Source organism: Pantoea sp. NSTU24 (assembly GCF_050157905.1).
In the GTDB taxonomy this organism is placed as follows: Bacteria; Pseudomonadota; Gammaproteobacteria; order Enterobacterales; family Enterobacteriaceae; genus Pantoea.
The window spans coordinates 781,314-795,169 of sequence record NZ_JBKIWZ010000001.1 but is presented as its reverse complement, the minus strand read 5'-3'; the positions used below and the strand labels follow the sequence as shown (position 1 = coordinate 795,169).

Here is a 13,856-nt window from a genome sequence, read left to right as displayed (position 1 = left end):
CAAACGGTTGGCATTTGCCCGGTCGGGCGCTAACCTGAGAGTCCTCTTGCTTACGTTCACGCTAATGGACCTGACACATGTTTGAATCGATCTCTGCGGCACCCGCCGATCCTATTCTTGGGCTGGCCGATCTGTTTCGTGCCGATGACCGCCCTGAAAAAATCAATCTGGGTATCGGCGTTTATAAAGACGAAACCGGCAAGACTCCGGTGCTGACCAGTGTTAAAAAGGCTGAGCAATACCTGCTGGAAAACGAAACCACAAAAAACTATCTCAGCATTGACGGTCTGGCGGATTTCGCCCGCTGCACCCAGGCCCTGCTGTTCGGCAATCAGAGCCCGCTTATCGCTGCCAGCCGCGCACGCACCGCGCAGACGCCGGGCGGTACAGGCGCACTGCGTGTTGCAGCCGATTTCCTTGCTACGCAGACCACGGTGAAGCGGGTCTGGATCAGCAATCCAACCTGGCCGAATCATCACAACGTGTTTAACGCTGCCGGTCTTGAAGTCTGTGACTATCACTATTACGACGCAGAAAGCCATTCGCTGGACTTTGAAGGAATGATCGCGTCGCTGCAGCAGGTTCAGCCGGGTGATGTGGTGCTGTTCCACGGCTGCTGCCATAACCCGACCGGGATTGACCCGACCGCAGAGCAGTGGCAACAGCTGGCGCAGCTCTCTCAGGCCAATGGCTGGCTGCCGTTATTCGATTTCGCCTACCAGGGCTTTGCCCGCGGTCTGGAGGAAGACGCAGAGGGTCTGCGCATCTTTGCCGCCTCACATCAGGAGCTGATCGTTGCCAGCTCTTACTCCAAGAACTTTGGTCTTTACAACGAGCGCGTGGGTGCCATCACGCTGGTGGCAGCGGATGCTAACGTAGCCGATACCGCGTTCAGCCAGGTGAAATATACTATCCGCTCCAACTATTCCAACCCACCGGCTCACGGTGCGGCGGTGGTCGCCACGATCCTGGGCAATGACACGCTGCGCACGATCTGGGAACAGGAGCTGTCGGATATGCGTCAGCGCATCCAGCGCATGCGTCAGCTGTTTGTAAACACCCTGGCGGAAAAAGGCGCACAGCGCGATTTCAGCTTTATTATTAAACAGAACGGTATGTTCTCGTTCAGCGGCTTAACCAAAGAACAGGTGATTCGCCTGCGGGAAGAGTTTGGCGTCTATGCCGTCAACTCAGGCCGCGTGAACGTGGCGGGCATGACGCCAGACAATATGTCGGCGCTGTGTGAAGCGATTGTCGCCGTGCTGTAACGCAGACGACGAAACAAAAAATGGGCCGGATGGCCCATTTTTTTATGGCAGGAAAAAGGCGTTTTTTTACTGCAGGAAAGGGTTGCTGATGCGTTCATGACCCAGCGTGGAGATCGGGCCGTGACCGGGCAGAAACGTCACATCATCGCCCAGCGGCAGCAGTTTGCTGCGGATAGCCGCGATTAACTGCTGGTGATCGCCCTGCGGGAAGTCAGTGCGCCCGATGCCGCCATTGAAAATGACGTCACCGGAGATCAGCAAGCGCCCCGGACGATCAAAGAACACAACATGTCCGGGCGAGTGTCCCGGACAGTGCAGCACCTCCAGCGTGGTCAGACCGACCTGCACGCTCTCGCCCTCTTCCAGCCAGCGATCGGGGGTAAAAGGCGCGCACTCTTCCAGTCCGAACATCCGGCTCTGCGTGGGCAACGCCTCCAGCCAGAAAGCATCGCGCTTTTGCGGCCCCACAATCTGAATATCATAGAAGGCAGCCAGCTCCACGGCGGCCCCGACATGATCCAGATGGCCATGCGTCAGCAGGATCTGAGCGGGTTTGAGACTAAGCTGTTCCAGCGTTTGCTTAATCAGTTCAGCATCGCCGCCAGGGTCGACCAGCGCGGCTTCACGCGTGGTCTCGCACCAGATAACGGAACAGTTCTGAGCAAACGCTGTAACAGGAATAATGTGATAATTCATAACGCTCCATGACCGGCTCACGCAGCGTTGCCGGTGTCGTTACCAGTGCCTGACCGGCCCGGTGTCAATGTGCACAAAGTTACTGCGGGGGTAATATCCTACACCACCGGCGCGCAGAGATAACGCCGCTTTGCGTACATTCGCTAACGAAACCCCTTCAATATGAAAATCCATCGCCTGACCTTTGGTGTGATAGCTGTGCTTTGCTACCCCAGGGCCGCTCTCGCGCAGCATGTTATTGGTGGCCAGAGAGCGATAGCCCGACACCAGCTGGATCGGCTTGCGCATGCCCAGCAGGGCCTGCAGACGGAAAATCTGGTCAAACAGATGGGGGTCGATGCTTTTGACTTTGTTGGCGCGATAGTCCCGGAAAAAGTGATTTAATCGTGACAACTCATCCTTGTCGTAACTCTTACCATTAAAAAACTCAGTTTTAAGGGTTTCACCGGTGTGAAGGTTATTGAGCATCAGCACACGCGGACGAGACGTTGAAAGCGAGGCCCTGGCAGAAGCTGGCAGGAGTGCCAGTCCGGCGGCGGCGCTACTGCAGAGCAGTAGTTTGCGACGAAGAGAATCAATAGTAGACATGTAGCGGATTACCTGAGAGTCAAGCCATAGTCATGTGCAAAAAGCGCACAGGCCGAACCATAACTTTCTCTCAGTGGAGCGTCAACCCACCTGCCCGCAGTTTGCGAGGCGACCCGCACCGGGATCGCCTCTGGCTGCCTCTTCTCCCTGCACCGCTAACGATGCAAAATCAATCACTAGAGCAGCAATTGCTCTGCGCGGCTCAGCGCCTGGCTGCCCGAACGCGCCGTATCATCATAATTGTAAATATCTGTGCGGAACTGCGGTTTGCCATCATCCGCGACCCATGCCGTCAGATAGTAAAGATTGACCGGTATGCGGTGGCGAATCGGCACATAGCGCGTATCGCCCTCTTTCAGGGTGCTGGAGATGCGGGAGTCATTCCAGCCTGCATCCTGCAGCAGCAGACCCGCCAGTTCGGAGGCCTTGTTCACCCGCACACAGCCTGAGCTGAGCGCACGGATATCGCGCTGGAACAGGTTATGGTTGGGCGTGTCATGCAGATAGATCGCATCCGAGCTGGGCATATTGAATTTATAACGTCCCAGCGCGTTGGCCTCACCCGGTGCCTGAATCAGCCGGTAAGGAAATGAAGAGGCGGTCACCATACGCCAGTCGATCATGCTGGGATCGATCACTTCGGCGTCCGCGCTCCAGCCCGACAGCAGGGTGTAACCATGCTTGTAGAGATAGGTCGGATCCTGCTTCACTTTGGGAATGATATCCTTGCGCACCAGCGTCGTCGGCACGTTCCACGGCGGATTCAGCACCACATTATTCAGCGCGCTGCGCATCAACGGCGTTTTACGATCGGGACGCCCGACGATAACCCGCGAGGAGAGAATCTTATTGCCGTTGTTGTAGTAGATCAGCGAGTAGTTGGCGATGTTGACCATGATGCCGTTGTGCATATCGTCCGGCAGCAGACGTAGTCGCTGAATATTCAGCGCCAGCAGCGAGGCGCGCATCTGCGGGGAGACGTTGAGCCACTGCCGCGTTCTGGCCCCGATAGCGCCATCGCCATCCAGTCCCTGCCACTGCTGGAAACGCTTCACCGCCGCCACCAGCGTCTCATCGTAAATATTGGCCGTGTTGCCGTCCAGCGTCTGACTCTGGACGTTGCCGGGCGACTGCGGCGCAGGGGAAATCAGATTGCTGATCGGCGCGGCAGACGGGCTGACCGCCACCGGCTGGTCGCTGTGCGTCACCGGCGAAGAGGCGACCGGCACCGCATCGTCATCGGGTGCCGGTGCATTCACCTGCGCCGTTAACATGCCGCTGCGCTGCAATATTTCCCGCAGCGCCGGTACATCAGCGCTGACCTGACCCGGACGCAGCGTTTCACTGCTTTTCAGCTGTGGCCAGGGCTCCCGGTCGCTGAGCAGCGTCTTCAGCGCGGCGTGCATCAGCTTATACTGGGGATGCTGCGGCTGCAGTGAGGCGATAAAGTGGCTGGCCGCTCCGGCATTGACCGCATTCTGCCACTGATTGACCACCGCAACCGACGGCTGCGTCAGTCGGTAGGGAACGTTGCTATAGAGCCAGGTCTCCCCCTGGGTCGGGACGCTGGAGACGAACTGCAGATAACCCAGCATCGCATCAGAGAGCGTGACATCCCGCGCAAACCCGGTAATCGCCGGGTTAGTCAGACGCTCAATCCAGCGGGTGAACTGCGGTTGAACGCCGGACAGCGCCACCTCGGCCAGCTGCTGCTGAAACTTCTCCACCGCCTGAGTATCCTGCCAGAGCGGCTGCATATTGCGTGAGGCGTAGAGCGCCGCCAGCGGCGCCTGATAAAACGGCTGATCGGCGCTGGAAAAAGCCTGGCGGATACGTTGCTGACTTTCAGAGACGGAGAGTGCCGCATGCGTTTTGCCGGGCAGCGCAGCGATAATCGCAGCCTGTGGTAGCGTAAATGGAACAGCTGTTAGCGCCAGCGCTAACAATGATATAACGCGATGATGATTAACCTTTTTTACCAGCAACATCCCTGCCCCCTTATCTTCTCAACTCCGCAGCGTTCCCTGTAACGACTGCGTTCGGGCTCCTACTCATAATGTTGAGTATACAAACAAAAACGGCATTTGCCTCCTGTGACAAATGCCGTGACCAGATTAACCAATGGTTCAGTTTTTGACTACGTTTCTGCCCCGGAATTTTCAGCGGTTAAATCGGGTAACGCATCCACGTCGCTTCCCGGCCGTACCGGTGAGGGATCGGCGGCAAAACCACGCAGCCCAACCACATGAACGTGCTCAGTGTTATTGAACACTTTACGCACCAGTTTGTAGGTCGTGCCTTTCTCCGGGCTGATGTTTTCTGGTGCGGCAATGACCAGCTGCATCTCCAGTCGCTCACACAGCTCAAACAGCGTAGCGATGGAACGGGCATCCAGTCGCGCCGCCTCGTCGAGGAACAGCAGACGGCAGGGCGAAATGTCTTTGCCGCGCAGACGGCGTGACTCCTCTTCCCAGCTCTGCACCACCATTACCAGAATGGACATACCGGTACCGATCGCCTCACCGGTTGACAGCGCGCCACTCTCTGCGCGCAGCCAGCCATCCGATCCACGGTTAACTTCCACTTCCATCTCCAGATAGTTGCGGTAGTCCAGCAGCTCTTCACCGATGGTCTGCGGCGTGCGCTGCCCCATGTCGATATGCGGGTTCAGGCGCTGATAAAGTTTCGCCAGCGCCTCCGAGAAGGTCAGGCGGTTGCTGTTAAACAGATCCTGATGCTGTTCATGCTCTTCCGACAGGGTATCCAGCAGCATCGCGTGGGTTTCACGCACGTTCACGTTGAGCCGCACGCTGCGGACCTGACCGAAGCTGACGGTCTGCAGGCCCTGGTTAAGCTGGCGAATACGGTTCTGCTCGCGCTGAATGGTTTTGCGAATGATATTCGCCGCACTGCGGGAGCTGATCGCCAGCGTCTGCTCACGCGCAGTCAGCTCTTCGGTCAGCCGGTTCAGCTCGATTTCCATCTGCTCGATCGCTTCTACCGGATCGTCCGTGCGGATAATATCCTGACGGATACGCTCGCGCAGATGCTGGTAGACCGCAATAAAGAACTGAATTTTCCGTTCCGGACGTTTCGGATCTTCCGACAGCCGCAGCACATCGCGCAGATGTTCGTTGTCCGCCACCGCCAGACGCAGCGCACCCAGCGCTTTATCAGACATCGAGCGCAGCTCATCGCCGCTCAGGTAGGCCAGCTCGCGTCGATGCAGACGACGCTCCACGCCATTCTCTTTCACCAGACGCAGCACGGTACACCAGCCCGCTTTCGCACTGACGACCTGTTCACGCACCTGATGATAATTTCGCTCCAGCTGGCGCAGTCGCTTCTGCAGGTTTTCCATCTCCGCTTCACAGAAGGTCAGCTGTTTCTCCAGCTGGTTACGGCGGGCGCGGTTGTGGCTCAGAGCCGTGTAAAGCTCATCGCGACGCACGCGTGCGCGCGCTTCTGCGCTGCTATCGGCCTGAACGCCGATAGCCTGCATCTCCTGCTGCAACTCTTTCAGCATGTCGCGTTTAGCATCCCAGGCGCTCTTCAGCGAGGCGAGCACCTGGTTGTACTGCGTGAGCTGGGCCTGATGCTCACGCAGGCGATCGCGACAGCGGCTGCGTTCGCTTTCCGCCTGCTCCAGACGCTGGCGCAGCTTATCGCTGAGATCATTGTTGCCGTTGAGCATGCCCGCAGAGTCTTCATAGCTGAAGTGTGCGCGGCGCTGTACCACTTCGGTCAGGGCAAAAGCCTGCTGACGTGCGCTGCGCTGCTGCTGCTGCGCCTGCTGATAATCGGCCTGAAGCTGCTCATGCTGCTCCGGATCGCTCTGCAACACCGCGAGGATCGGTTCGAGCTTCGCCAGTTTAGCGCCATGCTGATGCAGGAAGCGCGCTGCGTCCTGCGCGGCATCGACCTGCTCACGAATCTCTTCGCAGCGATCGGCCAGGGTATCGTCCAGCAGCAGATTAACGCGAGGCAGCAAACGGTTTAACTGCGACACGCCCTCTTTCGCCAGCTCATACTGCTGACGCTGCTGCTGATTGTTGCTTTCATGCTGATTCAGTGCCCGCTCCAGCTCTCCCCGGCGTGCGCCCAGCTGACGGATCTGCGCCTCTGGATCGTCATCAAAGGCGACGGCCAGATGTGAACCGATAAAACGGCTGAAAGATTGATGCAGACGCTGGGTTTTTTGCACATCGAACGACAGCGTTGCGTAGCGTTCCGCCAGTTTGTCGCGCTCAAGGTGCAGCTGCTCAAGCTGATTCTCACGCGCGGCACGGCCAAACAGCGGGATTTTCGGAAAGCGCGAGTAGCGCCACTGACGATCCGCGACCTTCACGACAACGGCATTCTGCAGCTCATCGACGCTGAAGACGCTGTCATCAAAGGATTGTGGATCCCCTTCGATCAGATAGAGATCTTCCGGGCACTCTTCCAGCCCGTCCAGCATCTCGCGCACCTGCGCAAGATCGGGTACCACAATCGCATGACGTGACGGACCGTAGAGCGCCGAGAAGTAAGGCGCATCATCCAGGGTCACATCATCATAAATTTCAGAGAGCAGGACGCCGCCAAAACGTTCGGCCAGCTGGGTCAGACGCGCATCTTCTGCACCGCCAGGCTGGCTCAGCCGCTCGATTTGCTGCTCGACATCGCGCTTGCTGGCAGCCACTTCGTCGCGCTCGACGGTCGTTTCGCGTTCACGCTCCAGCAGCTGCTGCATATATTCAGTGACATCCTGGCTGCTGTTGAGCGCCTGGCCGGTCTGCTCGCTGAGCTGCGTCAGGATCTCCTGCGCCGCCAGCCAGTGAGGTGCCCGGGCGGTCAGGCTGGTGATGCGCTCACGCAGCTGCTCCAGCTCCTGACGCATCTTCATGCGCTGCTCACCGGCGTCTGATACGCTGCTGTTCAGCTGCTCAATCTGCGCTTCCAGCGCCTGCTGCAGGCCCGCCAGCGCATCGGGTTCGTAGTGCTGCCCCTGACGCTTGCAGAACTCGGCCAGCAGACGCTCCGCCTCATGCTGCTCGCGCAGACGCTGCTCCAGCTCGTTAAGACGCAGACGCAGCGACGAGAGCTGCTCGGCGTGATGACGCTGATTGCTGGCATCGCGCAGCAGTTCGCGGCCGGTCTGCCACGCATCCTGCCGCGTCACGTCACCGGCGATGCTGGTGACCAGCGCCAGCGCCTGCTCAAACTGACTGTGCGCCGCTTCCGCCACGCTCAGCTTCTGTTCCAGATGCAGCAGACGTTCCGTCGCCTCTTCCTCTTTCGCCTGGAAGCTCTCCTGCCAGGCCGCCGCATTATCAATGTTCAGATCGGGCAGCTGGCAGAGCGTCCGGGCACGCTCCAGTGCCTGAAGCGCCTGCTGATACTGGATGGCGCGGGTTTGCTGCACATCAAGCGCCTGCTGGAAATCGGCCAGCTGGCTCTTCAGCTCATCCACTTCCAGTTCGGCCGCTTCGGCGCGGGCTTCGTTCTCTTCCTGAATTTCGCGCGCTTCGGCGACCACTTCAGTCTGCTCTTCCAGCCTCAGCGTCAGATCTTCGATATCCGCGTCGTAGCGTTCAATCTTCTCCTGCTGACGCATCGCGGTCTGCACCAGGTTCAGGTGGTCGCTGGCGGCCTGATAATCGACTTCGAGATCGTTTTCGGCGCCGCTGTGCTCAGCCAGTTCGCGCGCCATTTCGACGTGACGATACTGTTCGGTCGCCAGCTGCTTACGGCTGCTGAACAGCTCGTTGCGCAGCTGCAGCGCGCTGTCGAGGTGCCCCCGGCGCTCGTTGGCGTGACGCATGTAGTCCGCAGAAACATAGCTGGTCGCTTCAGAGATCAGGTGTTTGAAGAGATCGCGGTCAGACTGGGTTACGCGAATCGCTTCCAGCGTCATGCGGTTCTCGCGCAGCGCGGCTTCCATATCCTGGAACGCTTTGCGCACCCCGCTGTTTTCAGGCAGCAGGTAGTCACGCAGTGAGCGGGTAATGGCGCTGGAGATCCCACCATACAGCGAGGCTTCAATCAGGCGATAAAACTTGCTGCGGTCGCTGGCTGAGCGCAGACGACGTGGCACCACGCCGAGGTCAAACATCATGGCGTGATAGTCGGTGACCGAGTTATAGGCGCGGAACTGCACGCCCTCCAGCGCCTCGACACGCTCTTTGACCTCATTCAGCGGCAGTACGCGCGCCTGACGGCTGTTCAGGACTTCCGTCAGCATGTCCGTCGGATTCGTGTCGGTGGGCAGTCCGTGAATACTGAAGGGCTTGATATCGACCTTTTTATCGCGTCCCGCGACCTGCTGCAGACGAACGCCAACCACCACGCGCTGATGACGTGAGTTCACCACATCCAGCATTGAGTAGCAGACCCCGGCGCGCAGTTTACCGTGCAGACCTTTGTCACGGGAGCCGGAGGTGGCACCCGCTTCGGTGGTATTACGGAAGTGCAGCAGCGTTAAATCAGGGATCAGCGCCGTGACGAAGGCCGCCATCGTAGTGGACTTCCCTGCGCCGTTACCGCCTGACAGCGTGGTGACTAACTCATCAAGATCAAAGGTGCGGGCAAAAAAGCCGTTCCAGTTGATCAGCGTAAGCGAACGAAATTTTCCGCGCTCAATCATGCCTGTTCTTCCTCTGCGTTCTCACTCGCGTCGCCTTCCTGCCCTTCACCTTCGTCGGTGTCGACCGGCGCTGTCGCATTTTCCAGTAGCATGGCTTCGCCATCCCGAATCAGGCGAAGCTGCGCTTCACGCGCGTCATCACCGCCGCGCACGTCGGCACCAAAACGGAACACCGATTCAGTGATGCGGAATTTGCTGCTGTCGTTGCCGAAAAACCATACCATGCCGAGGCGACGCAGACGGCTCAGTGAGGCGCGCACTTTCTCCTGCAGTTTGGTGCGATCCAGATCGGAGCCGGTTGAACGCTGGTTAACCAGTTTCAGCAGACGGTTCTCATCCGCCAGGGAGAGCAGCTCGTCATACAGCTCCTGCTGGGTAAAGATCCCTTCATTGGCCAGCCTTTCCGGGCTGAGATAGAGATAGCAGAGGATCTTGCCGACCATCATATCCAGCTCAGACAGGACCGAACGCGGGATCAGCGTGGTTGAACGCGGACGCAGATAGAAAAACCCTTCCGGCGCACGAATTAACTCCACGTGATAGCGGGTGTAAAACTCTTCGAGGAAAGACTGGTAGTCCATCAGAAAAGCGTGGTTATCCAGCTCTTCAATACCGATATGTCGTCCGGCGCGTAACTGGCTGTCCAGCGCAGGAAAAATCGGGTTGGCCAGTGCCTGTGCCAGCTTAACCGGCATCACTTGTTCAATATTTGTCGATGACATGTGCCTGCACCTTGGCTCCGTAATCATTGATGGCTTGCCATTCCACAGGCAAACCGGCTAAATCAGCTTCCGCTACGCCGAGGCGTACCGCCTGGTCGACCACAATGCGCGCCAGATCGAAATGACGGGCGCGTGGATACTGAGCCAGATAGTCGCGCATGACTGACGCAAGGTTGAGCGGTTTCTGTTGCGCTTTATAGACCTGCAGCGCCTCTTCAATCATCGCTGCCAGCTGTTCGCGGATTTCATTGATCTCTTCGTACTCCATCTCCGGAGGCAGTTCGCCCATCACTTCGTCATTCCGCAGCGTCAGCGCCTCGTCGCGCATGTCATACAGGCGGTCGGCGTTGGCGTAGGTCAGTGCCCAGGGAGAATCAAAGTAGTTCTGCACCGACACCCGCAAACGCTGCGCAAAGACGCGGTTTTTATCCATGTCGATGGCGGTACGGATAAATTTGTGGACGTGGCGGTCATAGCCGATCCACAGGTCAATGGCCTGCTGGCCCCAGCTGGTGATTCGGTCGAGCTTGCTTTGCAGATCAAACACCAGCTTATCGACGAAGCCCAGATCGGGACTGTCCAGCGTGGCATCCTGAATGCGCAGCAGGTTTTCCTGAAGTTTGTCTCCTGCGGCTTCCAGCGTATCCTGCAGTTCACGCAGCGTGCCGGACGTTTCAGAGAGCAGCATTTCACAGCTGGAGATCGCCGCGCGCCAGTCTTTGTTCAGCAGTTCGGCGATATCGTTTTTCACCGCCTGCTGCTGTTCATCCATCAGACGTTGGGTCATATCGATGCTGTCGAAGATCTCCGCCACCGAATATTTCAGCGGCGCAAAAACATTGCGGTGCCAGTGAAACTCATCGCCATTTTCCTGAGCAGCATCGGCGGCCCGTTTCAGCTCGCTGGCGACAATTGAAAGCTGCATGGACAAACGCAGCGTCGAAAACTCACGCTGACGGATGTAGTAGTCGGTGATGCCGATCGCCAGCGGCGTCAGACGATAGATGGCGTTGCCTTCGGTCAGCTCGCTGGTAAAACGGTTAAGCAGGCGCTGTCGCACCATATCGTTGATGGCGTTGTTGGCACGAACCAGTACAGTTTCATGGGTTTGTTCGAAAGCTTTACTGACATGGCGAAAAGCATCAATCAGATCGCCCTCGCTCATTTCGCCATCCATCCGCTCACCGTTAAGGGTGGCGATAGCCAGCAAAAAGGCCAGACGTTCCACTGGCAGCGCAAGAGAAAAATCATTTTTGCGTGCCCAGGAGACCAGTTCAGGTACCGTCTGGGAAAATTCACTCATAATTCATCCTTCTGCCCGGGTTTACGCGCGGTTACGTGAATGTAACGCCCTAAGCTCAAAAAGGGTTCCTGACGGCAGTAACGCCGCTCCATCTCAATAATTTCATCGTCACTTTTAGGCTCGCCCTTGGGCGGCTTCATATAGTCGCTGAACACCCGGATACCGGCACGCTGCTCAATCACAAAGCCACACGCTTCAAGCCAGCGATAGACCTGTTCGGGGTCGCGCGGATAGTCAGGCGACAGCGTGCGCTTTTTGCGTTTGGTCAGATTTGTGCGCAGATAGCCGAAGTTTCCCAGCGTCAGGGTGCGCAGTGTCAGGCCGTGCAGATTGTAAAACATCAGCGACATGACGCCGCCCGGCCGCAGCAAATCGAACAACGCCTGCAGCACCGTCTCCGGTTCAGCGACCCACTCAAGCACAGCGTGGAACAATACCAGATCCACCGGCTTATCCAAATGTTCGCCCACCTGCTGAGCGCTAATTTGTCTGAACTGCATGTTGTGGCTCACACCCTGTGCCACCGCATTTTCTTCGGCCCGACGTAGCATTTCACCCGACAGGTCACACAGCAAAACCTGATGGCCCTGCGCAGCGAGTCCGCTGGAGATCTGCCCCACGCCACCGCCGGCATCCAGCACGGAGAGCGGGGATGATGACAGGCTGGGTACGATCTTTTCCAGCTCATCCCAGAGAATGGCCTGGCGTATTTGCCCTTTCGTGGTGCCGTAAATATTTTGCGAAAATTTATCCGCGAGATCGTCAAAGTTACGATCCTGCATGGCATGCGCTCCGGTATGCTGCGGTGAGACTTGTGCTATTTTGTCACAGGCACCAGAAGAATGAACCTTTCATCCCCATCTTCCCTTCCGGGTGCTCTATTTTCGGACAACAGGACGCATTTTTGATGTTATTTACCCTGAAAAAAGTCATTGGCGGGCTGCTTTTACCCCTGCCGCTACTGCTTTCCATGATGGCGCTGGGCATTTTACTGATTTGGTTTACTGAATGGCAGAAAAGCGGCAAAACCGTGATCTCTGTCAGCTGGCTGCTTCTGCTGCTGCTAAGCCTGCAACCGCTGGCCGATCGTCTGCTGCTGCCGCTGGACAGCCGCTATCCGACCTGGAACGGCACGGAGAAAGTGGATTACATTGTGGTGCTGGGCGGCGGCTATACGTTTAATCCAGCCTGGGCGCCCAGTTCAAACCTGCTGAATAACAGCCTGCCGCGCGTGGCGGAGGGCATCCGCCAGTGGCAGCGAAATCCACAGGCCACGCTGATCTTCACCGGCGCGGCCGGAGGCACCAATCCCAGGAGCAGCGCCTGGGTGGCCGCGCAGGTGGCGGAGAGTCTGGGCGTCGCCCATGAACATATTCAGATTCTTGATCGGCCCCGCGATACGGCGGATGAAGCCCTGGCGGTGAAAGCGGTTGTGGGTGGACGTCCCTTCCTGCTGGTCACCTCCGCAAACCATTTGCCGCGCGCCATTCGCTTTTTCCACGCGGTTGGGCTGAAACCGATCGCTGCGCCTGCCAATCAGCTGGCGATCACTTCTCCCCTGAATGGATGGGAACGGGCTATTCCTTCTTCAATCTGGCTGAGTCACAGTGAACGGGCCATCTATGAAACGCTGGGGACACTGCTGCAGCGGCTCAGGGGCGAAAACGTCAGCTCAGCCGAGCCAGGGCAGTAGCTGCGAACGCGCGTAATCGAAACGGGCACGATTGAAGAGGCCGCTCTGAACCATCTGATCGATGCAGTCCCAGAGCTGGTAAACCCATCGCCGCCAGAGAAAGCCTTCGGAAACCGGTGCCCGCTGCAGATAAGTGTGCAGCAGCGCCGTTTCGGCGGGCGAGCCGTCCAGGTGAATCAGATCATATTCACGCGGAGCCCAGAGGATGGTGCCCGGCTGGGTCATCGCGATTAACTGATCGCTGCGGCTGTTTTTCAGCATACTCTGCAGCCGCACATTGCCGTGCACCATCACGCAGGGATCGTCGAAGTCGCGAAACAGCTGCGCCAGCCGCGCCCGGCAGCGAAACAGCACCTGCCGATCGTCCAGCGTAAAGGCGGGCGGCCGCAGATAGCCCAGCGTGGCCCATAATACTTCTACCCGCTGCGCATACCAGGCGGGCCAGCGGTTCTGCTGGGTGCTGTCAACCGTTCCCACCAGGCCGTGACTGTCAAGCCGGTGCCAGGCCAGCAGTCCTTCAACCACCTGTTCACAGAACTGACTCCAGCGTCCGGCATCCCGTGCGGGTGCCTCCGCCGTCACGCCATCCAGGCGTGCCAGTAACAGCATTTCATGCGCGGGAGGCTGCTGGCTCATCACCAGACCATAAACAGCGGGCACGGGGATCAGCCCGGCCTGCCCCAGCAACGCCAGCTTTCTGGCTTCCATCGCGGCCCTACCCTGATGACGAAAATAGCGCGCCACCACGGGCATCGGACGCCCTGCCCGATCGTAGAGCGCATAAAGCCGGGTTGGCGGATGTTCGCTGATGATTTCGAGGCGGCTGATGGTTTCACCCAGCGCCAGCGTGAGTTCCGATTTGAGCTGTTCCATACGGCATCCTCTTCAGATGAAGATCACATTATCCTGAAGGACGTCCGGGCGTTTAGCGGCGGATCAAAATTTACTCTGAAGCGGGGAG

The 13,856-nt window shown here is 58.1% G+C and carries 10 protein-coding genes; 2 read left to right on the top strand and 8 right to left on the bottom strand.

The window, feature by feature from the left end:
* Positions 1-77 precede the first annotated feature (77 nt).
* The gene (locus ACLHDD_RS03880) at positions 78-1,268 is read left to right on the top strand and encodes an amino acid aminotransferase (RefSeq protein WP_427103015.1); all 1,191 of its coding nucleotides are present in this window, start codon (positions 78-80) and stop codon (positions 1,266-1,268) included.
* Positions 1,269-1,334: 66 nt separating this feature from the next.
* Here the strand turns inward: ACLHDD_RS03880 and ACLHDD_RS03875 are convergent, their stop codons facing one another.
* From ACLHDD_RS03875 to cmoM, 7 genes are all read right to left on the bottom strand, one after another.
* Complete coding sequence (locus ACLHDD_RS03875; RefSeq protein ID WP_427103014.1) at positions 1,335-1,964, bottom strand: MBL fold metallo-hydrolase; 630 nt, start codon at positions 1,962-1,964, stop codon at positions 1,335-1,337.
* A 39-nt stretch (positions 1,965-2,003) separates the two neighbouring features.
* A complete protein-coding gene (locus tag ACLHDD_RS03870; RefSeq protein ID WP_427103013.1) occupies positions 2,004-2,552 on the bottom strand; it encodes a DUF882 domain-containing protein in 549 nt (182 codons plus the stop codon).
* Positions 2,553-2,728: 176 nt separating this feature from the next.
* Positions 2,729-4,540 (bottom strand): L,D-transpeptidase, encoded by a 1,812-nt coding sequence (gene ldtD / locus ACLHDD_RS03865; protein WP_427103012.1) that lies wholly within the window; start codon positions 4,538-4,540, stop codon positions 2,729-2,731.
* A gap of 149 nt (positions 4,541-4,689) precedes the next feature.
* Positions 4,690-9,177: a chromosome partition protein MukB gene (gene mukB, locus ACLHDD_RS03860; RefSeq protein ID WP_427103011.1), complete on the bottom strand. Its 4,488-nt coding sequence runs from the start codon at positions 9,175-9,177 to the stop codon at positions 4,690-4,692.
* Positions 9,174-9,899 (bottom strand): chromosome partition protein MukE, encoded by a 726-nt coding sequence (mukE, locus tag ACLHDD_RS03855; RefSeq protein WP_427103010.1) that lies wholly within the window; start codon positions 9,897-9,899, stop codon positions 9,174-9,176. Before mukE ends, mukB begins: the two co-directional genes overlap by 4 nt.
* Positions 9,880-11,202: a chromosome partition protein MukF gene (mukF, locus tag ACLHDD_RS03850; RefSeq protein ID WP_111138802.1), complete on the bottom strand. Its 1,323-nt coding sequence runs from the start codon at positions 11,200-11,202 to the stop codon at positions 9,880-9,882. The genes mukE and mukF overlap by 20 nt, the downstream gene beginning before the upstream one ends.
* On the bottom strand, positions 11,199-11,984 hold the full coding sequence (cmoM, locus tag ACLHDD_RS03845; RefSeq protein WP_427103009.1) for a tRNA uridine 5-oxyacetic acid(34) methyltransferase CmoM: 786 nt from the start codon (positions 11,982-11,984) through the stop codon (positions 11,199-11,201). Before cmoM ends, mukF begins: the two co-directional genes overlap by 4 nt.
* Before the next feature lie 125 nt (positions 11,985-12,109).
* Here cmoM and elyC point away from each other — a divergent pair, with 125 nt between their 5' ends.
* On the top strand, positions 12,110-12,895 hold the full coding sequence (gene elyC, locus ACLHDD_RS03840; RefSeq protein WP_427105163.1) for an envelope biogenesis factor ElyC: 786 nt from the start codon (positions 12,110-12,112) through the stop codon (positions 12,893-12,895).
* Here elyC and ACLHDD_RS03835 read toward each other — a convergent pair.
* Complete coding sequence (locus tag ACLHDD_RS03835; protein WP_427103008.1) at positions 12,875-13,768, bottom strand: phosphotransferase; 894 nt, start codon at positions 13,766-13,768, stop codon at positions 12,875-12,877. The genes elyC and ACLHDD_RS03835 overlap by 21 nt on opposite strands.
* Positions 13,769-13,856 lie beyond the last annotated feature (88 nt).

Bases quoted from the DNA above. Each gene is read 5' to 3' on its own strand.
- ACLHDD_RS03880 (WP_427103015.1), top strand. From the start codon at position 78: ATGTTTGAATCGATCTCTGCGGCACCCGCCGATCCTATTCTTGGGCTG.
- ACLHDD_RS03875 (WP_427103014.1), bottom strand. From the start codon at position 1,964: ATGAATTATCACATTATTCCTGTTACAGCGTTTGCTCAGAACTGTTCC.
- ACLHDD_RS03870 (WP_427103013.1), bottom strand. From the start codon at position 2,552: ATGTCTACTATTGATTCTCTTCGTCGCAAACTACTGCTCTGCAGTAGC.
- ldtD (WP_427103012.1), bottom strand. From the start codon at position 4,540: ATGTTGCTGGTAAAAAAGGTTAATCATCATCGCGTTATATCATTGTTA.
- mukB (WP_427103011.1), bottom strand. From the start codon at position 9,177: ATGATTGAGCGCGGAAAATTTCGTTCGCTTACGCTGATCAACTGGAAC.
- mukE (WP_427103010.1), bottom strand. From the start codon at position 9,899: ATGTCATCGACAAATATTGAACAAGTGATGCCGGTTAAGCTGGCACAG.
- mukF (WP_111138802.1), bottom strand. From the start codon at position 11,202: ATGAGTGAATTTTCCCAGACGGTACCTGAACTGGTCTCCTGGGCACGC.
- cmoM (WP_427103009.1), bottom strand. From the start codon at position 11,984: ATGCAGGATCGTAACTTTGACGATCTCGCGGATAAATTTTCGCAAAAT.
- elyC (WP_427105163.1), top strand. From the start codon at position 12,110: ATGTTATTTACCCTGAAAAAAGTCATTGGCGGGCTGCTTTTACCCCTG.
- ACLHDD_RS03835 (WP_427103008.1), bottom strand. From the start codon at position 13,768: ATGGAACAGCTCAAATCGGAACTCACGCTGGCGCTGGGTGAAACCATC.